At 33.9% G+C, this 23,778-nt stretch carries 23 protein-coding genes, 2 tRNA genes and 1 pseudogene; 17 read left to right on the forward strand and 9 right to left on the reverse strand.

Translation table 11 applies throughout. The annotated features are described in order from the left end of the window. The 4 genes and pseudogenes from ACW9JY_RS08810 to ACW9JY_RS08825 all read left to right on the forward strand — a co-directional run. A pseudogene (locus ACW9JY_RS08810) lies at positions 1-262 on the forward strand (Rpn family recombination-promoting nuclease/putative transposase); the annotation flags it as partial. 157 nt (positions 263-419) lie between these two features. After that, the gene (locus ACW9JY_RS08815) at positions 420-749 is read left to right on the forward strand and encodes a hypothetical protein (RefSeq protein ID WP_457284070.1); all 330 of its coding nucleotides are present in this window, start codon (positions 420-422) and stop codon (positions 747-749) included. A 70-nt stretch (positions 750-819) separates the two neighbouring features. Continuing rightward, positions 820-957, forward strand: coding sequence for a hypothetical protein (locus ACW9JY_RS08820; protein WP_457284071.1), 138 nt, complete (start codon positions 820-822; stop codon positions 955-957). Beyond that, positions 920-1,696 (forward strand): Rpn family recombination-promoting nuclease/putative transposase, encoded by a 777-nt coding sequence (locus ACW9JY_RS08825; protein WP_457284072.1) that lies wholly within the window; start codon positions 920-922, stop codon positions 1,694-1,696. Before ACW9JY_RS08820 ends, ACW9JY_RS08825 begins: the two co-directional genes overlap by 38 nt. Before the next feature lie 216 nt (positions 1,697-1,912). Here ACW9JY_RS08825 and ACW9JY_RS08830 read toward each other — a convergent pair whose 3' ends face one another. Beyond that, positions 1,913-2,443, reverse strand: a complete 531-nt coding sequence (locus ACW9JY_RS08830; protein WP_457284073.1) for a hypothetical protein — start codon at positions 2,441-2,443, stop codon at positions 1,913-1,915. A 2-nt stretch (positions 2,444-2,445) separates the two neighbouring features. After that, the gene (locus tag ACW9JY_RS08835; protein WP_457284074.1) at positions 2,446-3,705 is read right to left on the reverse strand and encodes an AAA family ATPase; all 1,260 of its coding nucleotides are present in this window, start codon (positions 3,703-3,705) and stop codon (positions 2,446-2,448) included. 294 nt (positions 3,706-3,999) lie between these two features. Between ACW9JY_RS08835 and ACW9JY_RS08840 the strand changes: the two genes are divergently transcribed. Further along, positions 4,000-4,587: a hypothetical protein gene (locus tag ACW9JY_RS08840; RefSeq protein WP_457284075.1), complete on the forward strand. Its 588-nt coding sequence runs from the start codon at positions 4,000-4,002 to the stop codon at positions 4,585-4,587. Positions 4,588-5,118: 531 nt separating this feature from the next. Here the strand turns inward: ACW9JY_RS08840 and ACW9JY_RS08845 are convergent. Beyond that, on the reverse strand, positions 5,119-5,592 hold the full coding sequence (locus tag ACW9JY_RS08845) for an ATP-binding protein (RefSeq protein WP_457284076.1): 474 nt from the start codon (positions 5,590-5,592) through the stop codon (positions 5,119-5,121). Between the two features lie 276 nt (positions 5,593-5,868). Between ACW9JY_RS08845 and ACW9JY_RS08850 the strand changes: the two genes are divergently transcribed. From ACW9JY_RS08850 to ACW9JY_RS08870, 5 genes are all read left to right on the forward strand, one after another. Then, on the forward strand, positions 5,869-6,096 hold the full coding sequence (locus ACW9JY_RS08850) for a UPF0175 family protein (protein WP_457284077.1): 228 nt from the start codon (positions 5,869-5,871) through the stop codon (positions 6,094-6,096). 152 nt (positions 6,097-6,248) lie between these two features. Further along, positions 6,249-6,425, forward strand: coding sequence for a hypothetical protein (locus ACW9JY_RS08855; protein WP_457284078.1), 177 nt, complete (start codon positions 6,249-6,251; stop codon positions 6,423-6,425). Between the two features lie 38 nt (positions 6,426-6,463). Beyond that, positions 6,464-6,673, forward strand: coding sequence for a DUF4351 domain-containing protein (locus tag ACW9JY_RS08860; protein WP_457284079.1), 210 nt, complete (start codon positions 6,464-6,466; stop codon positions 6,671-6,673). Positions 6,674-6,832: 159 nt separating this feature from the next. After that, a complete protein-coding gene (locus ACW9JY_RS08865) occupies positions 6,833-7,207 on the forward strand; it encodes a tetratricopeptide repeat protein (protein ID WP_457284080.1) in 375 nt (124 codons plus the stop codon). Between the two features lie 290 nt (positions 7,208-7,497). Next, on the forward strand, positions 7,498-8,481 hold the full coding sequence (locus ACW9JY_RS08870; RefSeq protein ID WP_457284081.1) for an Rpn family recombination-promoting nuclease/putative transposase: 984 nt from the start codon (positions 7,498-7,500) through the stop codon (positions 8,479-8,481). 204 nt (positions 8,482-8,685) lie between these two features. Here ACW9JY_RS08870 and ACW9JY_RS08875 read toward each other — a convergent pair whose 3' ends face one another. Further along, positions 8,686-8,913 (reverse strand): type II toxin-antitoxin system HicB family antitoxin, encoded by a 228-nt coding sequence (locus ACW9JY_RS08875; protein ID WP_457284082.1) that lies wholly within the window; start codon positions 8,911-8,913, stop codon positions 8,686-8,688. A gap of 298 nt (positions 8,914-9,211) precedes the next feature. On the opposite strand from ACW9JY_RS08875, the gene ACW9JY_RS08880 reads away from it, so the two are divergent. Further along, on the forward strand, positions 9,212-9,580 hold the full coding sequence (locus ACW9JY_RS08880; RefSeq protein ID WP_457284083.1) for a hypothetical protein: 369 nt from the start codon (positions 9,212-9,214) through the stop codon (positions 9,578-9,580). A gap of 188 nt (positions 9,581-9,768) precedes the next feature. Here ACW9JY_RS08880 and ACW9JY_RS08885 read toward each other — a convergent pair whose 3' ends face one another. After that, positions 9,769-9,921, reverse strand: a complete 153-nt coding sequence (locus tag ACW9JY_RS08885) for a hypothetical protein (RefSeq protein ID WP_457284084.1) — start codon at positions 9,919-9,921, stop codon at positions 9,769-9,771. 105 nt (positions 9,922-10,026) lie between these two features. Between ACW9JY_RS08885 and ACW9JY_RS08890 the strand changes: the two genes are divergently transcribed. From ACW9JY_RS08890 to ACW9JY_RS08915, 6 genes are all read left to right on the forward strand, one after another. Then, positions 10,027-11,013, forward strand: a complete 987-nt coding sequence (locus tag ACW9JY_RS08890) for an Rpn family recombination-promoting nuclease/putative transposase (RefSeq protein ID WP_457284085.1) — start codon at positions 10,027-10,029, stop codon at positions 11,011-11,013. A 279-nt stretch (positions 11,014-11,292) separates the two neighbouring features. Beyond that, the gene (gene tsaA, locus ACW9JY_RS08895) at positions 11,293-11,775 is read left to right on the forward strand and encodes a tRNA (N6-threonylcarbamoyladenosine(37)-N6)-methyltransferase TrmO (protein ID WP_457284086.1); all 483 of its coding nucleotides are present in this window, start codon (positions 11,293-11,295) and stop codon (positions 11,773-11,775) included. 283 nt (positions 11,776-12,058) lie between these two features. After that, positions 12,059-13,447: a pyruvate carboxylase subunit B gene (locus tag ACW9JY_RS08900; protein ID WP_457284087.1), complete on the forward strand. Its 1,389-nt coding sequence runs from the start codon at positions 12,059-12,061 to the stop codon at positions 13,445-13,447. A gap of 183 nt (positions 13,448-13,630) precedes the next feature. Then, entirely contained in the window at positions 13,631-14,833 is a 1,203-nt protein-coding gene (locus tag ACW9JY_RS08905) for a sugar ABC transporter substrate-binding protein (protein ID WP_457284088.1), read from the forward strand. Between the two features lie 113 nt (positions 14,834-14,946). After that, the gene (locus ACW9JY_RS08910; RefSeq protein ID WP_457284089.1) at positions 14,947-16,701 is read left to right on the forward strand and encodes an ABC transporter permease subunit; all 1,755 of its coding nucleotides are present in this window, start codon (positions 14,947-14,949) and stop codon (positions 16,699-16,701) included. Then, entirely contained in the window at positions 16,701-19,313 is a 2,613-nt protein-coding gene (locus ACW9JY_RS08915) for an ABC transporter permease subunit (RefSeq protein ID WP_457284090.1), read from the forward strand. Before ACW9JY_RS08910 ends, ACW9JY_RS08915 begins: the two co-directional genes overlap by 1 nt. A 122-nt stretch (positions 19,314-19,435) precedes the next feature. Here the strand turns inward: ACW9JY_RS08915 and ACW9JY_RS08920 are convergent, their stop codons facing one another. The 4 genes from ACW9JY_RS08920 to ACW9JY_RS08935 all read right to left on the reverse strand — a co-directional run bounded on the left by ACW9JY_RS08920 (position 19,436) and on the right by ACW9JY_RS08935 (position 23,568). Further along, complete coding sequence (locus tag ACW9JY_RS08920; protein ID WP_457284091.1) at positions 19,436-21,295, reverse strand: ABC transporter substrate-binding protein; 1,860 nt, start codon at positions 21,293-21,295, stop codon at positions 19,436-19,438. A 401-nt stretch (positions 21,296-21,696) separates the two neighbouring features. Next, complete coding sequence (locus tag ACW9JY_RS08925; protein ID WP_457284092.1) at positions 21,697-23,358, reverse strand: nucleoside kinase; 1,662 nt, start codon at positions 23,356-23,358, stop codon at positions 21,697-21,699. 48 nt (positions 23,359-23,406) lie between these two features. After that, positions 23,407-23,481, reverse strand: a tRNA-Gly gene (locus ACW9JY_RS08930). Between the two features lie 10 nt (positions 23,482-23,491). Beyond that, positions 23,492-23,568 (reverse strand) — tRNA-Thr (locus ACW9JY_RS08935). Between the last annotated feature and the right edge of the window lie 210 nt (positions 23,569-23,778).

Raw genomic sequence — 23,778 nt, forward strand, 5'->3', positions numbered from 1 at the left:
AGAGCTAAAAGAAATGGAGGTGCCAAAAATGTTTGACACATTAGAAAAGATAGCAAAAAGAGACAGAGAAAAAGCTAGATTAGAAGGCAAACTTGAAGAAAGAAAAGAATTTGAAATTAGATTACTAAGTAAAAGATTTGGCAACCAATTAACAGAAGAGATAAAAGATAAGATAAGAAAAGCAGATGAAAAAACGATAGATTACATAGGAGACAATTTGTTAGAAATAACCATAGAAGAACTAAAAGAAATATTGAAATAATGGTAGTAAGCAAAACACTAGCTGATATTTTTGGATGTGTTACAGAGCGAAGCCCTTTCCCACTTCCTTAAAAGGGTGAGTGAAAGGGCGCTATCTCTTAAGTTCTAGAGTCTTCAAAGTTTCTATTTGCTTTTTCAAAAGAAGGAGGTAGTTTGTAATGCTTAAGGTGATGGGGGCCTACAAATTAGGCAAAGATTCCGGCTTAATTCTATACTACGATACAAAAGAAAAACTCTACTATACTTACCTATACTCCATGGATCTAATGTTATATGGAAACTCCATAGAACAATCTCTTAATGAAACCATTCAGGTTTTAAGCGAATATCAAGAATTTATAGAAAAAGGCAAGTTATACCCAGTAACACTATTAAAAAAAGAAAAATTGAGTAAAACTATTCAATTATATTGGGGTTTATTAAAAGCAAAAATTTTCTCACATTTTAACAATAAAAAGAATTCTTCCCATTTTTTATTACACCATTAATGTTAATCCTTCAGGTAAATTAACCTAGTCCACGAAGTAAACAAACTCACCAAAAGTTTCTACACAAATTTTGAAGACATCTTTTGAAGAAGGTCTATCAATTAATTCCTTTAAAGATAAATTAATGAAGCATATAAAAAAGTTGTACAAAACAAAGATAAATGGGAAAGATGGAATACATATACTTATTGTTGGAGCATCAAAGTAAAGTTGACCAACTGATGGCATTCAGGATGTTGGCATATAAGGTAAGGATATGGGAACAATATGTAAAAAGCCACAAAAAAGAATCAGAACAAAAAGGATTCAAACTACCAGTCATAATAGGGATAGTCTTTTACGATGGAAAAGCGAAATGGACATCACCAATGGATGTAAAAGACAAGATAACAGAGATAAAAAACATGGAAGATTACTTAATAAAAGCAAATTATGAACTAATAAATTTAAGCAGTATAAAAGAAGAAACGATAATAAACATGAAGAAGGCACTAGGGGTAATCTTATTAACGGACAAACCAAACGTAAGGATAAAAAACGCAGAAGAGTTGCTAAAGATTATAAATAAAGATATAATATCGAAATTGCCAGAAGAAGAACAAGAGAAATTTAATAAACACAGAAACGCATTCATAGAACTGTTCGGAAAGAGGACAGATTACGAAGAGATAAAAGAAAGGTACGAAGAGCTAAAAGAAATGGAGGTGCCAAAAATGTTTAACACATTAGAAGAGATAGCAAAAAGAGACAGAGAAAAAGCTAAAGTAGAAGGAAAACTTGAAGGAGAAAGAGAATTTGCAATTAGAATATTAAGCAAGAGATTCGGCAACCAATTAACTGAAGAGTTAAAAAACAAGATAAGAAAAGCAGATGAAAAAACGATAGATTACATAGGAGACAACTTGTTAGAAATAACTATAGAAGAACTAAAAGAGTTATTGAAGTAATGGTAGTTGGTAGATTTTTGAGTATTTAAAAGAGATATTACTCCTCTTTTTTGTTTTAGGAGGAATGATATCTCTTTAATAATTTTATTAGCGCCCTTCCCCCGCTCCCCACCCATAAGGAAAAAGGAATTGTTGCACCTTTAAACCACCGCTCGCCCATTAGGAAAGGGATGATAAGGGCTTGGTATCAAATTTCACCGCCGCTGCAGCTGCGCCTTAAACTTCGCAATTATGCTTGTCAAGAAAATACCTGAAGGATGTATTTCTATGCTTTCCTGTTTCTATGTTAAAGCACTTTAGAATTTCTTGCATGAAATCTATCCTGGAATCGAACTTTCTTGGGATTAAATTATTAAATTCTTCTTTAGTAACATTGTCTGTAGTATTTGAATAACGAATGCCGAGCTTTTTAGAAGACTTATCATCTAATACGGCAAGGTACCAACTTTCTATCTCTCTTATTACAACTATTATCCTATCTTTGTCAACTTCCTTAAATTTATTTTGTATATATTGCTTTCTCGCTGTTACACATGGTTCTTGGTCAATATCTGATACGTAGATATAATCCGCACTCATTGCTTTAATGCTTTCAAGAAATTTACTAACCTTCTCCTTTTTCTGTTGTGCATATTTCCATACCTTAACTAGATCGTATTTTCCCTCAAAGAGAGGAGTTATTATTTTCTCAAAGAATCTTTTATCATCGTCTCCTTCGACGAGAATAAACAACATTTTATAATCCATGTTTATGCCTCCAGGAGATTTTGTACATAGAGTTCTTCAATTCCTATCTCATTTTTTAAGAATGTTTTTACCTCTTCTTTCTCAACAGGTCTGGAAATGGTAGAAAAACCTTCTTTATCTCGAGAGATAAGCAGAATGCTTTTTAAATCTGTATGCCTCACCATCTCCGGATTGTGGGTAGTAACAATAATTTGCTTCTTCTGTGATGCCTCTTTCAACATCTGCACAACGCCGGAAATAAGGGATGGGTGAATATTTCTCTCAGGTTCTTCAATTATAGTTAGTAATTTTTTTTCAAAATATAAAGCAATAATCAGGGCTGTAATATTAATTGTACCGTCAGAAATCAAAGGAGCAGGTAAGTATTGCTTTTGAGCATATACTTCCTCCAATTTAATAAGTAAAGATCTGTCAGCAAATTTCTCTATATCCAGTTTATTTACAAAAGGCAAAAGGTCCCTCACTAAGTTAGAGAGTTTCCTTTCCTTTTCGTTGTCTTCTAAAATGTTTTTGAGAACGATGGCTAAATTCTCTCCGTTTTCTTCCAATTCCATCTTTCCAGTAATCGGCACTGCCTTTTTAGGTAGCTTAGGGTCAAAATCATATATTGAAATACTACTGAAAATTGCCTCTGATGGAGGAAATATGAATGGGAATAAAGGAAGTTCGATCAGAAGGGTTTTGGGTGGCATTTTTTCTTCTCTTAAGATTCGTGGGAATATATCATCCTTTGTTATCGTCAACCCATTGGGTAACTTAGTATCGACCTTAAGTTTCCCCTCAACGTTGGAAAAAAGGATATCACCTTCCCCAAGTTCTTCTTTTCCCTTTAGCTTTTCCTTTTGCCTCTCCAATCTAACGAATTTACCTTTCTGTGTTAAGCTGTCCTCAACAATTTTAAATCCCGACCCTGTCTCATTAAACTTAATAGTGAACTTATAAATCGTTTGGTATGTTGTCATCCCTAATGGTCCTTTTTCTTCCGTTCTGATCACTCTCCTAAACTTTCGATCAGAAACAACTTCTAATGAAAAATCCTCGGACGGACCAATATTTATATTCCTAAGATACTCACTGCCCCCTTGCATAGAAATTGCATTATCCAACCCATGCTTTACTATATCCCTTAAGAACTCAAAGATCTGTATAAAATTAGATTTTCCAGCAGCATTAGCACCAATTAAAACATTAAACTTTCCTAATTCTACTTCTAGATCTTTGAAACTCTTGAAATTTTTCACTCGTATTCTTTTTATGGCCATGGCTTAACCTCCTCTGCCTAATCATATTATATCAAAATTTCTCTTGGTTTTTTTAAACTTTATGGGCACGGGTAAAGCCTTCCCACCTGTTGGGTTAGGGAGACCCCGCAAGTCCCTTCCATAAAAGGGCAGGCAGCGGGGCGAAAGGGTAAAGATCCCACTTCCTTTTGGGTGGGGGGAGTGGGGAGCAAGGCAAAGGACGCTATAAAGACCCTTTTCCTAATGGGCGGGGAGCGGGGGAAGGGCGCTATAAAGCTCATTATACTTGATTTAAAAGAAATGGGGGTGCCAAGAATGGACACATTAGAAGAAATATCAAAAAGGGAAAGAGAAGAAGCTAGATTGGAAGGTGAGAAAGAGGGAAGAATCATAGGAAGAATTGAAGGCGAAAAGATAGGTATTCAAATAGGAAAACTTCGAGAAAGAAAGGAATTTGTAATTAGAATATTAAGTAAAAGATTCAGTAACCGGTTGACCGAAGAGTTAAAAGATGAGATAAGAAAAGCGGGTGAAAAAACGATAAGCAACATAGAAGACAACTTATTAGAAATAACAATAGAAGAACTAGAAAATATTAAGATCACAAATGTATTTGACACATTAGAAAAAATGATTAAAATGGGCAAAGAAAAGGCTAGATTAGAAGGTAAAATAGAAGGTTTTAAAAAAGGAAGAATCGAAGGCGAAGAAGAAGGCATTGAAAAAGCAAAACTGGAAGAAAGAAAAGAATGTGAAATTAGATTGCTAAGCAAACGATTCGGTAGAAGATTAACTAAAGAGTTAAAAACTAAGATAAGAAAAACAGATGAAAAAACGATAGATTACATAGGGGATAATCTTTTAGAAATAACCATAGAAGAACTAAAAGATTTAGTAAAGTAGTTGTAGAAGGGTAATTCTATACCAATCTCAAGAATTTGAGATATAATTCTGATCTTAAAGAATATCACTCCTTTGTTGTGATGGTTTCAATGAGGAGTGATATGTTTTTGCCTCCTGACATTAGCTGTTATGACAAAACATTTATTCATGCCAGTTTTAGAATTCTTACGTTTTCGTAACTGTCAAATTCAAGAATTTTTTTGAATCTATTTTCGTCTATAAATTTTTTTTAAAATAGAGTTTATTCATTTTTGCCTTTACTTTTCCTTTTGATTTAAATGGCATCTTTTTGTCGGCGTTGGTACTCTACTTTTCTTTTTGCCAAGTAATTGCCAATATCACCAAATATTCGCCAACTAATTGCCAAATTATTTGATAACATAGTGGCTATTCCTACCCTTCCCCTCAAATTTAAAAATTTTCTTGTTTACTAAATCCATTGAATCTTTCAAATCATTTTTGGGTGTAGTTCTAAAAACAACTGTTTGATTCCTGATATGTTTTTTTCATTTTCCATTAGTCAAATATTAGTCATTTATTAGTCAATTGGTAGGCAACTCCCTTGCCTGCTTTTCCAATCCCTGTAAATACCCGCTTCTTCACTATTTCTGCAAGATCAATAGTTGCCATTTGCCTAGATACATTGGTAATTTCCTGATATTCCCTATTCGTAATCCTTCCCTTCTCTTTTACATACTTTACCGCTTTTATTTGCCTTTCATTTAACCCCATTTTTCTTAAATGTTCTTCTGTATAAATGTCTTTATAGAAATAAACTGCAAAACCGCCAAACTCCTCTTTAAATTCTGGTTCTGGTAATCCTGCTTTTTTACATTCATCAGTAATTTTCATTGTTCCTCTGCCCCAAGCCTCTATTAGTCCAGCTTTGAAAAATACATCTGCCAATAACTCATTTCGAAGTGCAACTTCTTTTAAACCAGGTGATAAGTTATTAAGTTCGATGGCATTAAATTTAATAGAATAATTTATGTGGTTCTCTTCCAAAAAGTGTCTGCTTAATTTTCTCAAAAATGCAAAAAAAGTAACATAAATAAAATATCATAACTTTGTTAAATTTTTATTAATTTCTTTATATGTAACAGCATTATTGGTACCTATTCAGCCTAACGCTGCCAAGGATGGCTTGAGAAAAATGTTCACAAACTGCAACAATCGAAAGACGACGGTAGATTTAGTTAAGGAGAGTTTTTTGAGTTATAATATCTGTATATAAGTATATCCTTATGGGTGGGGAGCGAAATATTATATGAGGAGCTTTTTATGAAATCCATATCTATAAATCTACCAGATTTTATTGATTTAAATGAAAAAGAAATCAAATTACTAATCGCTACAAAATTATATGAAGAAGGCAAGTTGTCCTTAGGAGAAGCTGCCCAACTAGCAGAACTTTCCAAGAGGGCTTTTATTGAAATATCGGGTCGTTTCAATGTCTCTATATTTAATTACAACGCTGAAGAATTAAGAAATGATGTAAAAAATGCCTAATTACATATCTGACACAAGTTGTCTAATTGTTTTAGCGCGAGAAATAAGAGGTATAATTTGGAATGAATGTATTTTTATTTAAGATCTAAAGCGATTTTCAAAAACATATAATACAATTTAAAAAGTTCAATAAACTATCGAGGGGGGAAATAATGAAAGACATCAACAGAACGGGGAATATTCACGAAGACGAAACCGCCGAATATCATGAACTCAACTTTCCAAAGATAATTTCAGTAAAACCAATAGATATACCAGTAATCAACGTATCAAACCAAAACATGGATTTTGTATTCGAATTAGAGGGTACCTCTCAGACAATTATGTAAGAGATGAGTACATAAACGAACTGAAAGAGGTGATACGAATGACAAAGATCGGAACTTCATTATTTGAAGAAGGCTTTGAAAAGGGAGAAAAAAAATTGACAATTAAAATATTAAACAAACGATTCGGTAGAAAATTAACCGAAGAGTTAAAAGATAGTATAAGAGAAGCAGACAAAAAGACAATAGATTATATAGGAGATAACTTGTTAGAGATAACCATAGAAGAACTAAAAGAAATATTGAAATAAATATAGTAGACGAAACTCTATCTGATTTTTTGGATGAGTAAGATGGTTAGGCTCAAATCCCCCTTCCTTAGATGGGCGGGGAGCGGAGGAAGGGCGATAAAACAAGTTTTAGAGTTTCTAATGACAGTAAGTAATACATATTTTGCAAGGAGGATCTTTATGACTGACCATACAAAAGATGATTTGGAAAAAGCCAAGAAACACCTTCGAGAAGTTCTAGAATTAGACCAAAATACAGACTATTGTACAGAAGACGCAATGATTTTGGACAATATTGGTTCGATTTATTCAGAGATAGGTGATTTGGAGGAGGCTATGAAATACCATCAGAAAGCTCTAAAAATTTTTAGAGAGCTAGACCACAGAGAGGGAGAAGCAATTACTTTGAACAATATTGGTTTGATTTACCAAGAAAAAGGAGATTTGGAGAATGCTCTGAAATACCTGAAGGACGCTCTTAATATTATTGATAAATATAAATTTATATATGGACGTGATGTCATTCAGAACGAAATCAACTCAATAATGATTTAGAAGAAAATTGAAAAAAGAGCAAGTGGAAAAACCTTCTTTATCTCAAGAGATAAGCAGAATGCTTTCTAAATCTGTATGCCTCACCATCTCCTGCTTGTGGGTGGCGGACGGGCGGGCAACGGAGCGAAAGGATGCTAATAAAGATACTTACCCTCACGGGTGGGGAGCGAGGGAAGGGCGCTATAAAACTTATTATACAAAAGTTACGTGAGAAGAAATAACACACCTTCAAAAAGATATGGTATAATTAAGTTGAATAAACCAAATCTAACAAAAAAGAGAGGCAAAATATGAATGAATTAGTGCACAATCCTCATGATCTATTCTTCAAACGAATTTTCAGTGACAAAAAGATAGCTCGAGACTTCTTACAAAATTATCTACCTCAAGAAGCTGTGGAAATAGTAGACCTAGATTATTTAACTCCTGAAAACAACAGTCATGTTGATGAAAACCTAAGAGAAAGCCTCTCGGATATGTTGTATAAAACAAAGATAAAAGGACAAGATGGCTATATATACATTCTGATGGAACACAAAAGCTACATTGAAGGTAAAGTAATCTTTCAACTGTTGAGATACATTACGAGCATATGGGAAGAAAAATACGATCCCAAAACAAAAAAGGTACCGATAATAATGCCGATGGTAATATACCATGGAAGAGAAATCTGGAACGTAGAAACGAATTTATCAAATATGGTGCAAGGGATAGAAGATTTACCAAATGAACTAAAAACATACTTACCTACATACCGATATGAAATATGTGATTTCTCGATCAAAAGGAAAAAAAGGATAATAGGATTAACAGCGACAAAAGTTGCAATAGAAGCAATGAGAGCAGGAACGGCAATGACCAAAGAAGAATTTAAAGAAGGATTATCAAGGGTATTTGAATACATAAAACAACTACCAGAAGAACAGGTACAAGAATGGTTTGAACTATGTATGATCTACTTACTAAACGTAAGGGAAGATGTAACGATAGAAGAGATAATAAAGGTACAAAAAGAAATAATGCCTGGAAGGGGTGAAATAGTAATGACAATAGCTGAAAAGTTGAAGAACGAAGGTAAATTAGAAGGAGAAAGAAAAGGAAAACTTGAAGGAGAAAAAGAATTAATCATAGAAATTCTAAACCAAAGGTTTGGAGAAGATTTTGATAAAAGTTTAGAAAACAAGATCAGAAAAGCAAACGAAGAAACTATAAACCAAATAAAGAAAAATATTCTAAGTATTACATTAGAAGAACTAAAAGAATTATTGAAGTAATGGTAGTTGGTAGATTTTTGAGTATTTTTAAGTGAATTGTGATAGTAATAGATATCACTCCTCTTTTATGAAAAGTGATATCTATTTTAATAATTTTATTTGCACCTCTTTGCCCTCGGACTGAGAATTAGATGGAGTTTCTTTTAAAGTAAGAGCATATAGTTTGGAAAATTTCAAGATTATTCCTCCAGTTTTTTTGCAAATTTAAATTTCCACTGTTATTGTATACTCCATAGTTTCTTCTTCAGTAGGTATCTCTTCTCCGTGTTCTTGTAAGCTTTCTATGTATAATTGAATAGCCTCTTTTGCCATTTTTATTGCTTCTTCTATTGTATCTCCGTATGTGACACAGCCTGGAAGAACAGGGACTATAACAGTATAACCTCCTTCAGCTTCTTTCTTGAGTAAAATTCTATAACTTAGAATTTTCATAATGTCACCTCATTTTCGGTCATGTTGATAATAAATTATACCATTATGTGTGTCTTTTGAAAAAAAGAAGTTCCATCCAAAAAAGTTAAAACTTTTGTTTTCATTCCTCATTTGCCGTGAGGTTGTTTCTTTGATCCTCTTTTTTAAAAAGCTTAAAATGTTGTTCTCTGTTCTTTCGTTAAAGTTATGATAATGAACTAAAAAACCGCTTCGCATCTATTGTGTGGTAAAATATACTGCAAGCATAAGTGCAAATGTTAAAAAAATTAATGAAAAAGGGATATAAGGAGGGAAAGCAATGCTCGAAATACATGAATTATTAAACATTTTCCCAGATTTAAAGCCAAAAAATAAAGAAGTTTTATATAATTTTTTAGTAAATCCAAAAACATATGAAAATAAAGAAGAAATTGAAGAATTTATACAGATATTAAAAGAAATGAAAGAAGACTTGTTGTATTATGATGAAGAATTTGACGACATTGAAGAAAAAGAGCAAAAATTATATTTCACGCAAAAAGATTTAGCAACAATGACAGGACAATCAATAAGAAATATCCAAAGAATTATCAAAGAAAACAATATAAACCCAATTAATCCTGGAAGAAAACCATTATATTACGATTTAAAAGAATTCAATAACTATTATTTTATACAAAAAAACTGACACCAAATATAGACATTTCGGTTACACAAAATTTCCAACCAAAAGAAAAAGAATACTTTGGAACAATTAGAAAAAGCTAAAATAACCAAAGAATAAAAGCTGTTGAAAAACAGCTTTTTTTAAAAGATTTTCAAAAATAAGATTTCGATTTTAAAAGGTTAAAGGCGTTTAAAATATATAAAGAATTACTAAAAAATTGCACTATTTTTCAATACCCCATCGTCTATGTTCAAACCAAAATTCTTCGACTCTATTATTTTTATCAAATCCCTTAAACTATGGTTTAATTTCAAAAACATCGAATTATGATCTAATGCGTTTTTATAGATTCCTAAAAACATATGGTATAATTAAATTAGTAAAGAAAACAATTTACTCCTCTTACGGGTGGGGAGCGGGGGAAGGGCGCTAAAAGCAACAAAAAATAAGCCAAAAAGGAGAAGCTTATGTCTAATCCAATAAAAGACTCCATATTCAAAGAATTATTTGAAGACAGAACCGTATTCTATGACTTCCTAAAAGCCTTTCTACCAAAAGAGATAACAAAACAAATAAAAGAAACAGATTTAAAACGTGAACAAACTGAACTAATAGGCAAAGACTTCTCCATAAAAAGATCAGACATACTATACAAGATAGAAAAAGAAAACGGTCAAGATGTATACATATACTTATTGTTAGAACATCAAAGTAAAGTTGACCAACTGATGGCATTCAGGATGTTGGCATATAAGGTAAGAATATGGGAACAATATGTGAATAGTCACAAAAAAGAATCAGAACAAAAAGGATTCAAACTACCAGTCATAATAGGGATAGTCTTTTACGATGGAAAAGCGAAATGGACATCACCAATGGACGTAAAAGAGAAGATAACAAAGATAAAAAACATGGAAGAATACTTAATAAAAGCAAATTATGAACTAATAAATTTAAGCAGTATAAAAGAAGAAACGATAATACACATGAAGAACGCATTAGGGGTAATCTTATTAACGGACAAACCAAACGTAAGGATAAAAAACGCAGAAGAGTTGCTAAAGATTATAAATGAGGAGATAATATTAAAATTGCCGGAAGAAGAAAAAGAGAAATTTAATAAACACAGAAACGCATTCATAGAACTGTTCGGAAAGAGGACAGATTACGAAGAGATAGAAGAAAGGTACGAAGAGCTAAAAGAAATGGAGGTGCCAAAAATGTTTGACACATTAGAAAAGATAGCAAAAAGAGACAGAGAAAAAGCTAAAGTAGAAGGAAAACTTGAAGGAGAAAGAGAATTTGCAATTAGAATATTAAGCAAGAGATTCGGCAACCAATTAACTGAAGAGTTAAAAAACAAGATAAGAAAAGCAGATGAAAAAACGATAGATTACATAGGAGACAACTTGTTAGAAATAACTATAGAAGAACTAAAAGAAATATTGAAGTAGTTGTAGAAGGGTAATTCTATACTAATCTCAAGAATTTGAAATATAATTCTGTTCTTAAAAAATATCACTCCTTTGTTGTGATTGTTTCAATAAGGAGTGATATTTTTTTGCCTCTTGACATTAGCTGTTACGGCAAAATATATGGTTCTCTTCCAAAAAGTGTCTGTTTAATTTTTTCAAGAATGCAAAAAAAATAACACAAGCACAATATCATAACTTTGTTAAATTTTTATTAATTTCTTTAGATGTGATAAAATTATTTTGAAAGGAGCAAAAAGTATGATGGAAATTAGATACAATCCAATTGGGATAGTTCATTCCCCATTCAAAGAAACAAAAGGTACACCTATACAACCAAACGCTGCCATAGGAACCCAAGCTACAGTAGAAATCTACCCTGAATACGAAGAAGGTTTACAAGACCTTGATGGTTTTTCTCACATTATTCTTCTATACCATTTTCATTTATCCAAATTTTCTGGCTTAAAAGTCAAACCGTATATGGATGACAATTTACATGGTGTTTTTGCAACCAGAAGTCCAAGTAGGCCTAATCCTATTGGTTTATCGGTTGTTCGCTTAATAAAAGTAGAAAAGAATATACTGGAGATTCAAAATGTAGAAATAATCGATGGTACTCCTGTTTTGGATATAAAACCCTATGTACCAGAATTCACCACTAATGAGGGAGTTAAAATAGGGTGGCTTGAGAAAAATGTCCACAAACTGCAAGAATCGAAAGACGACGGTAGATTCGGTTGAGTAGAAACTTTTGTGCTATAATATCTATATATTTGGAGGAAACCTTGAATAGAGAAAAGAATTGATAATTGAGATTCTAAACCTAAGGTTCGGAAAAGATTTCGATAAAAGATTGGAAGAAAAAAATCAGAAAAGCAAATATGGAAACCATAAACCAAATAAAGAAAAATATTCTTAGTATAACCATAGAAAAACTAAAAGAGTTATTGAAATAGTATTAGAAAGGAGGGAAAGGTGCAGTTTTTTTTAAGTTAGACAGAATGGAGTTTATGCACCTAATTCTATGAATAAAAAACCATATATAGTCGATACAACATTAAGAGATGGTCAACAATCTTTAATCGCAACGAGATTGAAAATGGAAGATTTTAAAGATCAATTGATAGACTTCGATCAGGTTGGATTTTATTCCATGGAGGTATGGGGTGGGGCTACTTACGATTCATGCATAAGATACCTCAACGAAGATCCATGGAAAAGGCTACAAATCATAAGAGAAAAATTAAAAAATACCAAAATCCAAATGCTTCTAAGAGGGCAAAATTTAGTTGGATACAGAAATTACGCGGACGACGTGGTAGAATTATTTGTAAACAAAGTAGCCGATTACAACATGGATATCATAAGGGTTTTTGATGCTCTAAACGATATTCGTAACTTGGAAAAATCCATAGAGGTTGCAAAAAAAAGAAATATTCACGTTCAAGGCGCTATATCTTATACCATTAGTCCTGTTCATAATCTACAGTATTATTTAAATTATACAAAAGAATTAGTTGAAAGAGGCGTCGATTCAATTGTTATAAAAGATATGGCAGGATTGTTAAAACCAAAGGATGCATATGATTTGGTAAAAGAAATCAAGAAGAAATTCAACATCCTTGTTGATATTCATTCTCATGCAACCACAGGTCTTGCCTCTATGGCTTATTTTGCCGGAGTAGAAGCTGGGGCAGACATTATAGATTTAGCGTTGAGTCCTTTTGCTAATGGGACCTCAGAACCAGCGCTCGAACCTTTTGTCTACACATATGACTTAGATCTAAATACAAAAATAATAATGAAATTAGTTGAACATTTTTGGAATGTAAGATCAAAATACAGTGAGTATGATGTCAAGATGGAATCAATAGATGCCAGAATATTAAATGCTCAAATCCCTGGAGGTATGCTTTCTAATTTAATTTCTCAATTGAAGTCCCAAAAGGCTGAAGATAAATTAAACGATGTTCTACAAGAAGTGCCTAGAGTTCGAAAAGATTTAGGGTATCCTCCTTTGGTAACTCCCACTAGTCAGATCGTTGGAGTCCAAGCTGTTTTAAACGTATTAACAGGTAAAAGATATTCGATGATAACCAACGAGGTAAAAAATTATTTGAAGGGTTTATATGGAAAATCTCCTGCCCCAGTAGACGAAGAATTATACAAATTAGCTTTGGGCAATGAGAAACCCATCGACCATAGACCAGCAGACGATTTAGAACCTGAGCTAGAAAAAGCAAAAAAGGAGATAGGTATATTAGCTCAAAGTGAAGAAGACTTATTAACCTACGTTTTATTCAAAGAAGTTGGTAAAAAATTCTTGAAAAATAAATATGTTCGTTCTCTTAACATCGACCTAAACCTAGCGGAAAGCTTTCAGAATGAAGATACGGTCATTTATCCTATTTAAATTTTTGAGAAAAATGTTGAAAAACTGAGATTTTTGCTTCTAATCGGAAATAATTCTTGATAATTCCCTCTAATCGGTTTTAATCACCAATATTCATGATTTGAAAATGTACCTTTATTTGTTATAATTAGTTTAGTAAAAACGTTTCCATAAGGAAAAAAACACTCAAAAGGGGGTATCAAGATGAAGAAAGGCTTAATTTTAACTTTGGTAATGTTGGTAGGAGTACTTTCGCTATTTTCACAAACGTTAACCGTGTGGTCTTCTGAAAAACAGGTCGATTTCATAAAAAGGATCGGTCAGGAGTTTACCAGGGATACTGGAATAAATGTTGATGTCCAAATGGTTACTTTCGGTGATATCAAGTCAAAATTTCTAACTGCAGCACAGGCAGGAGAAGGTCCAGATATAATAGTTGGAGCTCACGACTGGGTTGGTGAATTAGCATTAAATGGTTTAATTGAACCTATTCCAAAATCTGCTATCGAACTTGACAAATTCGTTCCAGCCGCAATTCAGGCATTCACCTATGAAGGTAAGTTGTATGGATTGCCTTACTCCACGGAAGCCGTTGGTTTATTCTATAACCGTGATTATGTAAGCGATGAAGAAGTTCCAACAAGTATAGACGAGCTAAAGGCATTAGCAAAAGAGTTTACCACGGATGAAACGGTTGGATTCGCTGTTACTGCAAACGATTTTTATCATGTTTATGGTTTCTTTAGTGGATACGGTGCATATGTTTTTGATTACGATCCTCAAACTGGTTACGATATAACCAATATTGGATTGAACAATGAAGGAGCAATACAAGCTGGATATCTTTTGAAGAGCTTCTTCGACGAAGGTATAATGCCACAAGGTATGAACTACAATATTATGGATTCTATGTTCATGGATGGTTTGGCAGCTATGATAATAAACGGTCCATGGGCTGTAAAAGCATACTTAGATGCGGGTGTGGATTTTGGCGTAGTTCCACTAACAAGCATAGAGGTTGAGCCAGGTAAAACGATGAAACCGTTTGTTGGTGTACAAGGTTTGATGATCAATTCTAGGTCAGAAAACAAGGCGTTCGCTATGGAATTCATTATTAATTACCTAGCAACAGCTGAAGGAATATATCAATTCTATATCGCTGACCCAAGATTGCCGTCAAGAGTTGATGTTTCTCAGATAATTGAGGAACAAGGTGGACCAGTTCCTGCTGAGATAGTTGCTGCCTTCACTGAAAGTGCTGCAGGTGGAGAACCAATGCCTAACATACCTGCAATGCAATCTGTATGGCAACCTATGAATGATGCTCTTAACAATATTATAAACGGGACACAAACACCAGAAGAAGCACTCAACGATGCCGTATCAAAGATAAAAGCAGCTTTGTAATTTTAAATTATTTGATCTTTTAAGATTAAAAGACATCAATTTTTTAACCAACAAAAAGGGGAGGTTATCCCCTCTCCTTTTTTTTAAAGTAAAAATTTATGGGAGGGGCACTCATGAATAAGTTCACTACGTTTTTAATATGGATATTCATTGGGGTGATGAATGCACTTCTTGTATGGGCGATACTTCTTTTATTCATACTTGCCAACTATGGATTAGGCGTAGTTATAAGTATTTTTCTTGTTTTGACCGATTGGGCGATTTTTTCTAAAAAAGCTTACCCATACAGATATACGTTACCTGCTTTGTTTTTTCTCTTCGTTTTAACTATATATCCAATTTATTATACGATAGATACCTCATTCACTAATTACGGTACGGGACATTTATTCACTAGAACAAACGCTATAGATACTCTCCTCACAGATCCCACGTACTACTTTGAACCAGAAGATCCTAAAGCCTATGATTTCAAAGTATTTGTAAGATACGATGAGCAATACAAACCAACCGAAGACTTCTTATTACTTTTATATGACGATAAAAATATGTATTTATCCGAAAAACCCGTAACTTTAGAGTACGATTCAAGAGGTAACCTAATATACGCAGAATCTGAATTGTTCCCAGTCGAAAACGACGAAGTAAACATAAACGATACAACTTACACATTAATACGCCCTACTGAGAGTTTAGGAACCACTGGTAGTGATTCTATAATAGCCATTGAGAAAAACGGAGGAATCAGATACGCGTATTTTTATTCTCCGGTTGATCCACTTACCTCTACAAATTCAGCATTTTACAACTCTGTGTTGAGACAAAATTATTTAAAATCTTTAAATTTGGTATTGCAAGATCAAAACTTTCGACTCTCTAGTTCAACAATATTCAAAAAGTTCTCAGAAGCCTATAGAGTTTACGATACATCGGTGAAGGTTATAGTTGATGGAGAAAGAGAGATATACAAAACAGTTGTGGTGAACACGTTAACTAACAAAGAATTGGTTGAAAGAGACTCAGCCTTTTGGGATTACAATGAGAATGGAGAATTGTACAGATTAATAGGATACAAAGACTATATAGGTGGGGAAAACTTTGCAAAAATAATAACCGATCCACGAATTTCTGGACCTTTTTTTAAAATTTTTGGATGGACTTTTGCCTACGCAGGTTTAAGTGTTCTTCTCACTTTCGTAGTGGGACTTGCATTCGCCTTAGTGCTAAACGATGCAAACCTTAAAGGAAAGGTAGTGTACCGAACTTTACTGATAATCCCTTGGGCGATACCTGCCTTTATTTCGGTTTTGGTTTGGAGAAATGGGTTTTTTAACGAAACGTACGGGATTATCAACAGGTTCATACTGGGAAACTTAGGGATAGAACCCGTAAAATGGCTGAACGATCCATTTTGGGCAAAAGTAGCGATATTGATAACGAATACATGGCTGGGATTTCCTTACATGATGACTATAAGTCTTGGTGCTTTACAAAGTATTCCAGGTGAACTATACGAAGCAGCTGTTATAGATGGAGCGACCAGACGGAAACAGTTCAGGCAGATAACGTTACCGCTTTTGATGGTAGCTGTTGCTCCATTACTGGTTATGAGTTTTGCCTTCAATTTTAACAATTTTACATTAATCTATCTACTTACAGGTGGTGGACCAGCAATGGCGGGAACTAACACCCCTGCAGGTTCAACAGATATTTTGATCTCATATGTGTATAAACTAGCTTTTGAAGGTTCACAAGGTCAAGATTTTGGTTTCGCTTCCGCTATTTCGATGATCATATTTGCAATAATAGCAGTGTTTAGCTACTTTAACTTTAGATTCTCGGGTTCCTTTGAAGAGGTGAGTAGATAATGGCTATGATCGAAAAGAAAAATTACACTTTAAGGCATATAATACTAATAATCTGTATCGTTGTAATACTCTTTCCTCTTGTATGGTTGATCTCTACATCTATAAGAAGAGATAACGCTGCCTTTTCACCAAAACTGTTTTCGAACAGATTGACTGTAAATAATTATAAAGATTTAATACTTCAAACTCCAAATGTACCGGAGTTAATAAACGAACTCAATTCTCTAAGTTCGTACATCGGAGAATACAGCGGATTATCTACATCAGAAGCACAGAACAAAGCAACGAAGTTTTTAACCAGTTTGGAAGAATATTTTGCCGAAACCCAAAACAACTTCGAAGATTTGGAAAATTCGTATGATGAGATATTCACAATTTATGAAACTCAGTATAAAGATCAGTTTTATAACGATATCAACAAAATAAGGAATGAAGATTATCAAACCTTCCAAAAAGAGTTAACCACAATATTAAGTCTATCCCAAAGCATGGGTATAGACGTTGACACTACACAATTGCAAATGTTGCTAAGTGAGTATTTTACTCAGAGAAAAGAAATAATAACTAACTTGGAAAATAGTTCTTTGAATAAAGATAGTGAATACTATATAGAAACAGTAAATACGATACTACAAATACCACTGAAAACTTCTGCCTGGAAGGTAAGGACGTACAGGAGATGGGTGAAGGAAGAGCCCGAAGCAGAAAGGTTTGAAGAAAGCATTTTATCATTGTCTGACAAATGGGATTCAATTGAAACAAAAATAGAAAATATCCAAAATAGTATTCAAATACAGGCTAACGAATTATACGGTGAGTCAATAAGACAAGTATCTCAATTAGAAGCAGAATTGAACGATATAAACTCACAAATATCCCAAATTACTTCACAACAGGCCCTTTTAGAAGGGCAAAACAGTGAAATATACAACAGCCTATCTGCACTTTTTGATATATTCATAGTCGAAAAAGAACGATTATATGCTGCCTATAACATATTAAGTGGACAAGACCTTACGAATGTAGAAGGAAAGACACCGTTATTTGGGGAAGATAAATCTTTTTACGATAACGTTCAAAAATTTTCCCAGATTCTTCCTCTTGCTTTAGAGGATTTAAATTCTATAGAGATGTTCATAGAAAATGGATTTGTAGAAACGTTCGAGCTTTTTACTGAAGTCTATCAATTTTTAAACGATAACTTTACAAAAATATACGCCATAAAAGATTCAACATCAATTTTACCGAGCTATCAAGCGGCAAAAAGCTCAACTTTAAAACTTTCTGAAAACATAGATGAATTGCTCCCATTAACCTCACAATACAGTTCAAATACTCAGCAATTAGCTCAATACAGTGCTCAGTTAAATACTTTAAGAGAACAAAAGAATGAAATCCAAAACACGCTTACACAGATCAAACAAGAAAATGAAGAAATCTTAAGTAACTTAGAAAAGATACAAAACCTTCCTTTTTTGTTAGTTTATATGGAAAGTGCCAATCAAGAAATAACTAACAACTTTGAATCAGTGAACTATGCATCTTTTATGAGTTCTAATTATTATCCGTATTTTACGCCCGATCGTGACAGATACGTATTAATGAATTGGTATAACAATCTGTTGGAATCAAAACAAAGATTCGATCAGGGAAGAGAAAAGTTAACGGTTATCCAAAATCAAATGGAAGAAAACCTTAATATATTCAATACCAATCTCAGTGAATATCTTACTTTGAATCAAGGCGGTAACGTGACTACTATTGAACCACTTTCTGAGATTGAAACACTTTATAATACACAATACGGGAAAGCTTCTGCTGATATAGCTCGTGCCTCAAGGATAGTTAGCGATCTATCAAATTACACAGATTACTCAGAGTTAAAGTCAAAACTTAGGAGTATTGATAAAGATCTTTACTTGTTGCAAGAAGATTGGTCAGCAAAAGTAAGAAAACCTTTCATGCGCTGGCTTCTAAATTCCATAATCGTAGCTGGTATAACCTCAGTATTGACGGTTCTAATAACATCGGTTGCGGCCTATCCGTTCTCAAGGATGAGATTTGTAGGAAGAAAGCAGGGATTATTCTTCTTGATGATAATTCAGATGTTCCCAGGAGTAATGTTTATGATTGCAATTTACGGCATATTGAAATTTATGGGAGATTACTTTGGAGTATTTGGTTTGGATTCCTTGGATGGATTGATCTTTGCATACATGGGAGGAATCGCATACAACATGTGGTTGTTCAAAGGTTACTACGACACCATTCCAGACTCTTTGGAAGAATCTGCAATGATAGATGGTGCTACAAGGTTCCAAACCTTTTGGAGGATCGTTTTGCCTCTATCTTTACCAATAATAGCAGTTGTTATGATACTTACCTTCATGAACATATTCAACGAGTTTGTCATGGCAAGGATAGTATTACAAAGCGAAGCGAATTATACCTATGCCGTTGGATTACAAACATTCTCGACAGGACCTTACGAAACAGAGTGGGGATTGTTCACTGCAGCCTCGCTATTGGGTGCAGTCCCGATGATCATTCTATTTTTGTCTCTCCAAAAATGGATAATAGGAGGGTTAACACAAGGTTCTGTAAAGGGTTAATCATTAAAGAAAAGGAGACATGTGGTTTACATGTCTCCTTTTTTTGTGGTGCGCCCAGCATGGGCAAATGCTAAGCGGTGAAAGTCTGATCAATTATGTTGAACCGTATTTTAGCAGGATTGTTATTCCGCCTTAGTGTAGTTATAATAATAATCACCGGACATACTTGGATTGTGTATATAACCTTTTAACCAAGACCGATAGACTTTCAACTCTTGAGGTTGATGAAAGGGTAAAATAATTGCGTACTCATAGACAAACTCTTGAATGTCTATGTACATTTGCTCCCTTTTCACAGGATCAGATTCAAGAGAGGCATCCTCTATCATTTTATTCAATGATTTTCCACCAAACTCTGGCCTTGGTAAACTTGCAAATTCCGCATAGTTATCGCCCCTCATTCCTCCGAGATTACCTTCACTGTGGTAAAATGGGGAAATGAAGTAATGTGGATCTGGGACACCGCCTCCCAGCCAACCTAAGGAATAAGCTGGAAGCATCCTATTCTCTCTTTCATCTAAGTAAGTTGGCCATTGAACTCCTCTAACTTCAACTTGGAATCTAGGATTTATCTTTGCTAGATTATCCCTTAATATTTCTCCAGCTACTCTCCTTACATCGTTTCCTATATTGTAAAGAATAGACATTTTGAAACCAGTTTGCCATAATCTACCATTATAAGCACGCTTGAAGTAGTCTTCAGCCTTTTGAAGGTCAAATTCATATAACGGAAGAGTTTCATCAAAACCTAAAAATCCGCGAGGTAAAGCGGTAGGAACTCTTTGACCCAAACCGTTCAAAACTTCATTTATCATCCCTTCATAATCAAAGGCATGCGCAAAACCTAATCTTACATTCCGATCTGCAAAAAAGTCTGGTGGAATTCCGTTCCCATCCAATTGACCTGAACCAATGTATGGTGACTCAGGGTTAACTTGCCAGGTGAAGTCTAAATACTCAATTTGATTTATAGGTAATCCCTCCAAAACTGTTATCCCTTCCATTTGTTTTACAACATCTAAATATTGAGCAGGAACATCAACTATATCAGCATCTCCCGCTTCAAGCATAGCTCTTCTTGTTGACCATTCGTCTATACCTTGAATAACTACTCTTCTTATTGGGGCTGGACCTCTCCAGTAATCATCGTTCCTTTCGAGTGTTACCCTTTGTTGAGCGTGGTCCCATTCTACCAATTTATACGGACCCGTTCCCATCGTATGGTCTGCGTAGGGAGATTGTTCTTTTCTCCAACCATGATATTTCCACCAACCTTCTGCTTTTCCATCCCATATGCTTAATTCTATGGAATATTCTTTGTCTAATATTGCACCATTATAACCCCAGCTACTTGCTATCAGGTTTAAGAATGGAGCCCATGGTCTTACTAAATGGAAGTGAACTTCGTTACCGTGAACTTCTACTGCAGGATCTATCACATCGTAGTAAAAATTAACCAAAGCTTCTTCATATTCAGGAGTTGTTGAATTCATATCATCATCAAATATAGTATCCCATGAAGCACCTACGTATTCTTCCACCAATGTTCTTATACTGGTAACACCAAACATAGCCTCAAACAACCTCCACATTGGCCCTCCAGGAGGATCGTATAACAGTCCCCTTTCAAAACTATATTCGACATCTTCAGGTGTTAAATCGTTACCGTTGTGGAACTTAACTCCTTCTCTTATTGGAAAGACATATGTTGTTCCACCATCTCTCAAATAACCATTTTCAACAGAAGGAACAACTGTTGAAAGCATAGGAACAAACTTGGATAAACTCTCACCATCGTATGCTATTAAGAAGTCATAAACATTAATAATAACTTCACTACTTGCACTGTCTTGAAGATGGTGGGGGTCCAAAGTATCTGGCTCGCCAATAGTAGCATCGAAGATCAAATCAGGATTCTTAACTTGAGTAAACGCAAAAATCCCCATCAAAGTAACCATAAGAACAATAAAAACTTTTTTCATACTTCTCCCTCCTAGTATAATGTATGTGGATACTTTTTTTCTAAACAAAATAAAGAAAAAATTTTCATGGTTTTTATTTTTGTGAATTAAATTTCATAAAAATATATCTTTTATATCATAAAAAAGAAATCATTTAGTAATCTTTTAAATTATACAACAAATAAAGTTATACTGCAACCATTTCAGACTAATTATAAAACAAAAAAGTCCTCTGATTTGTACAATCAGAGGACACGATTTTTGAGATAGCCAAAAAGTATAATATAAACCAGAATTTGCTGTGGAAGGTTTTTGAAGTCCGGCGTTCATAAGGAGAATTTTACTTTCCAAAGTCAAAGAAAGAAAATATTTTATAAAAATAAAGTCAACTTAATAAAGTCGGTATAACGTATATATCTAAATCAATATCTAAAAGCACTTTTGCCAATAAATTCTCTTATTATTGAAGTTTTGGGTATTTCATCGAGTTCTGTGATGGGAAGAAAGTAATCCAAAAATCTCAGTAACCTTTTAGCTTCTGTATATTCAGGATGAGAGTTATCAATAGGGAGTAATAAAGGCTCGGCAAATAACTTCAAAACCGACAGCTCATAAACTAGGTGTGAATTGAACATAATGTCTGCTTCATCTTGGAAAGGAAATATGTTCTTATGTTCACCTTTTACAACCGAAGGCCAAATTTTTAACGTATCTTCGGCGGAATAACCTCTAAAGTAATAATCCCTCACTAACCTTCTTATAAGTCTAGTATCCGTTGTAGGAATTCTATCCATACTGTCTAAATTCATTTGAGTTAAAGAACTAACATAGATTTTGAACTTTTGTTCTTTTGAAATAGAAGCGGTTAACAGTTCGTTTAAACCATGGATCCCTTCTATAATAATAGGTTGATTTTCTTTTATTTTCAAAGTTTCATCTCGCCAAAATCTTTTACCAGTTTTGAAGTCAAATTTTGGGAGAGTGACTTCTTTTCCCTTTATCAGATCAACCATTGTGTTATTAAACAATTCTAAGTCTAACGCATTTATGCTTTCAAAGTCGTAATTACCGTTTTCATCCCGCGGTGTCTTCTCTCTTTCTAAGAAAAAGTCATCCAAAGATATTGGAACAGGTCTTAACCCATGCACTTTAAGATGTAATGCGATTCTTTTGGCACTTGTGGTTTTCCCAGAAGAAGAAGGTCCAGCTATCGTTATCAATCTTATATTTTTTCTATTTACTATTTCATCAGCTATCTGTGTATATTTTTTTTCGTGTAAAACTTCTGCTACCCTAATGATATCTCTTACTTTTTCGGCACCTTGAGAGATTATGGAGTTTAATTCTCCAACAGTTTTTATTTCCATAATATCTAACCAATTTTTGTATTCTTCGAAAGTTGAAAATAACTTTGGTGAATAACTATAATCTGGAACATCGTTGGGGAAACGATTTGTTGGATGAATTATGACGAAACCCTTTTCTACCTTTTTTAATTTGAATTTATTGACGTACCCTGTTGAATAAGGAAGATATCCATAAAAATAGTTAAAATATTTACCAGCATAATATATATTAACGGTACTTTTCTTTCGGTATTTGAAAAGTAAGGCTTTATCTTCTTCTCCTATCTCCTTAAACATTTTTATAGCATCGAATTTATCGATGGTTTTTTTTTCAAATACTATGTTTTTTTCAACGATCTCTCTCATCTTATTTTCGAGTAACATTAAATAGTCTTCCGATGGTTCACCAGATTTAAATTCGCAATACATGGCATCGTTGAGAGTGTTATTTACATAGAACTTATCTTCTGGATTGATTTCTTTCAGTGCAATGTACAAAACAAAGAAAAGTCCTCGCCTATAAATACGCACACCATCTGGCGTTGTAATATCGCAAAATTGTATACTTCCACTTTTAGGCACTCTGCTGAACAATTCCTTAATGTCATTGTTGAATTTTACGTATAAAACCTTTTTCCCGGTAGATTTTTCGAATTCTTTTGCTATGTCAATGAATTTGGTGTCTTTATCTGCATAGTATACGTGTCCGGATTCAACATCTGTCAGTTGAAAATTCATATTGATTTTCTCCTTTCAGAAAATGAAACCCGGGCTTAACCCGGGTTTTGGAGCGGATAATGGGATTCGAACCCACGACCCCTTGCTTGGCAAGCAAGTGCTCTACCGCTGAGCTATATCCGCACTGATTTTCTGGAGCAGGTGATGGGGCTCGAACCCATGACCTCCGCCTTACCAAGGCGGCGCTCTACCGACTGAAGCTACACCTGCATCGATCAAATAAATTATACTATATTTAGACCCTTTCGTCAAGTCAATATGTGGCTCCTTGTCAAATATGGTTGATAGAATAGACTTAAGATATGATGAAAAAGGTATTACAGCGATTTTTTGTTAAGTAATCTCAGCTCAGAAAGGATAACTGTTTACAATATGTTGTTCCTTCTGTGATGAAATTTGGTAGTTTTATGAATCTTTCTG

This window comes from Petrotoga sp. DB-2 (assembly GCF_054051725.1).

Coding starts and splice junctions, on each gene's coding strand:
- ACW9JY_RS08815 (WP_457284070.1), top strand. CDS start 420: ATGCTTAAGGTGATGGGGGCCTACAAATTAGGCAAAGATTCCGGCTTA.
- ACW9JY_RS08825 (WP_457284072.1), top strand. CDS start 920: ATGGAATACATATACTTATTGTTGGAGCATCAAAGTAAAGTTGACCAA.
- ACW9JY_RS08830 (WP_457284073.1), bottom strand. CDS start 2,443: ATGGATTATAAAATGTTGTTTATTCTCGTCGAAGGAGACGATGATAAA.
- ACW9JY_RS08835 (WP_457284074.1), bottom strand. CDS start 3,705: ATGGCCATAAAAAGAATACGAGTGAAAAATTTCAAGAGTTTCAAAGAT.
- ACW9JY_RS08840 (WP_457284075.1), top strand. CDS start 4,000: ATGGACACATTAGAAGAAATATCAAAAAGGGAAAGAGAAGAAGCTAGA.
- ACW9JY_RS08850 (WP_457284077.1), top strand. CDS start 5,869: ATGAAATCCATATCTATAAATCTACCAGATTTTATTGATTTAAATGAA.
- ACW9JY_RS08855 (WP_457284078.1), top strand. CDS start 6,249: ATGAAAGACATCAACAGAACGGGGAATATTCACGAAGACGAAACCGCC.
- ACW9JY_RS08860 (WP_457284079.1), top strand. CDS start 6,464: ATGACAAAGATCGGAACTTCATTATTTGAAGAAGGCTTTGAAAAGGGA.
- ACW9JY_RS08865 (WP_457284080.1), top strand. CDS start 6,833: ATGACTGACCATACAAAAGATGATTTGGAAAAAGCCAAGAAACACCTT.
- ACW9JY_RS08870 (WP_457284081.1), top strand. CDS start 7,498: ATGAATGAATTAGTGCACAATCCTCATGATCTATTCTTCAAACGAATT.
- ACW9JY_RS08875 (WP_457284082.1), bottom strand. CDS start 8,913: ATGAAAATTCTAAGTTATAGAATTTTACTCAAGAAAGAAGCTGAAGGA.
- ACW9JY_RS08880 (WP_457284083.1), top strand. CDS start 9,212: ATGCTCGAAATACATGAATTATTAAACATTTTCCCAGATTTAAAGCCA.
- ACW9JY_RS08885 (WP_457284084.1), bottom strand. CDS start 9,921: ATGTTTTTAGGAATCTATAAAAACGCATTAGATCATAATTCGATGTTT.
- ACW9JY_RS08890 (WP_457284085.1), top strand. CDS start 10,027: ATGTCTAATCCAATAAAAGACTCCATATTCAAAGAATTATTTGAAGAC.
- tsaA (WP_457284086.1), top strand. CDS start 11,293: ATGATGGAAATTAGATACAATCCAATTGGGATAGTTCATTCCCCATTC.
- ACW9JY_RS08900 (WP_457284087.1), top strand. CDS start 12,059: ATGAATAAAAAACCATATATAGTCGATACAACATTAAGAGATGGTCAA.
- ACW9JY_RS08905 (WP_457284088.1), top strand. CDS start 13,631: ATGAAGAAAGGCTTAATTTTAACTTTGGTAATGTTGGTAGGAGTACTT.
- ACW9JY_RS08910 (WP_457284089.1), top strand. CDS start 14,947: ATGAATAAGTTCACTACGTTTTTAATATGGATATTCATTGGGGTGATG.
- ACW9JY_RS08915 (WP_457284090.1), top strand. CDS start 16,701: ATGGCTATGATCGAAAAGAAAAATTACACTTTAAGGCATATAATACTA.
- ACW9JY_RS08920 (WP_457284091.1), bottom strand. CDS start 21,295: ATGAAAAAAGTTTTTATTGTTCTTATGGTTACTTTGATGGGGATTTTT.
- ACW9JY_RS08925 (WP_457284092.1), bottom strand. CDS start 23,358: ATGAATTTTCAACTGACAGATGTTGAATCCGGACACGTATACTATGCA.